Source organism: Vibrio sp. 1167 (assembly GCF_033340375.1).
Taxonomy (GTDB): domain Bacteria; phylum Pseudomonadota; class Gammaproteobacteria; order Enterobacterales; family Vibrionaceae; genus Vibrio; species Vibrio alginolyticus.
Genome location: NZ_JAWOWK010000140.1, coordinates 1 through 1009, shown reverse-complemented (window position 1 = coordinate 1009; position 1009 = coordinate 1). Strand labels below are relative to the sequence as shown.

Genomic DNA, 1009 nt, shown 5'->3' with positions numbered 1-1009 from the left:
TTCCTAATGAAAAAACCTTTCCTTTTGTGGAAAGCCAAGACAAAGTTGCGGATGTTGTTAAAGAAATTGAAACATCCTACCAACGCAATGGCGTTAAACCGTTGGTGTTTTTCTCGATTGTGGTGCCTGGTGTACGCGAAATGCTGCTAGAAGCTCCGGCATACAGCTACGATGTGCTTGAAAGCATTGTACAAAAGGTGCAAGACGACATTCAGATGGCACCCGCCCCAAAGCTGCAGCGCTCTCGTAGTGTAGGGAAAGATTCCGATACCTATTTTGACCGTATTGCGGCGATCGAATACACCTTGGCTCACGACGATGGCATTACACTGAAAGGCTTGGAACAGGCGGATATCATTCTGCTTGGTGTATCGCGCAGCGGCAAAACACCAACCAGTTTGTACATGGCGATGCAGTTTGGCTTGCGCGTGGTGAACTACCCGTTTATTGCCGAAGACGTCAAGATGATGCGTTTGTTGCCAGAGTTCGAGGTACATCGCCACAAACTGTTTGGCTTAACCATCACACCTGAACGTTTGAATGAGATTCGTGAGAATCGTCTGTCGGGCAGCGACTATGCCAGTGAAGAGCAATGCAAGTTGGAGTTGGACACGGTTGAAGCTTTATTCAGAAGAGAAGCGATTCCTTACATCAACACGTCGTCATTATCGGTAGAAGAAATTTCAACGCGCATTCTTGAGAGAGCCGGAATGAAACGCCGTTTGTTCGGCTAGTCATTTGGATGAGAGGAGGTTGCTATCAACCTCCTCTTTACGTATTACTGGTTATCAATTATCAGCTTATACAATTGTTCCTTAGTAGTACTGGAACATCTTCTGAACATCTTGATAGTTCTTCGTTTGCGTGAGTGACAACATCAGTAAAATTCGTGCTTTTTGTGGGTTTAGCGTGCCTGATGCAACAAAGCCGTATTTATCATCATCAATTTCCGCGTCCAAAGTCGTTGAGCCAGTTGGCGTGCGAGAGCTTCTGACGACAAAGATCGGAA

Annotated in this window: 1 protein-coding gene and 1 pseudogene; one reads left to right on the top strand and one right to left on the bottom strand. The window is 46.0% G+C overall.

What is annotated here, in order from left to right; all coding sequences use genetic code 11:
• A partial coding sequence (locus R7Z78_RS24930; protein ID WP_169643695.1) for a pyruvate, water dikinase regulatory protein occupies positions 1 to 734 on the top strand: 734 nt, incomplete at its 5' end.
• 81 nt (positions 735 to 815) lie between these two features.
• Here R7Z78_RS24930 and ansB read toward each other — a convergent pair.
• Positions 816 to 1009, bottom strand: a pseudogene (ansB, locus tag R7Z78_RS24925) (L-asparaginase 2); the annotation flags it as partial.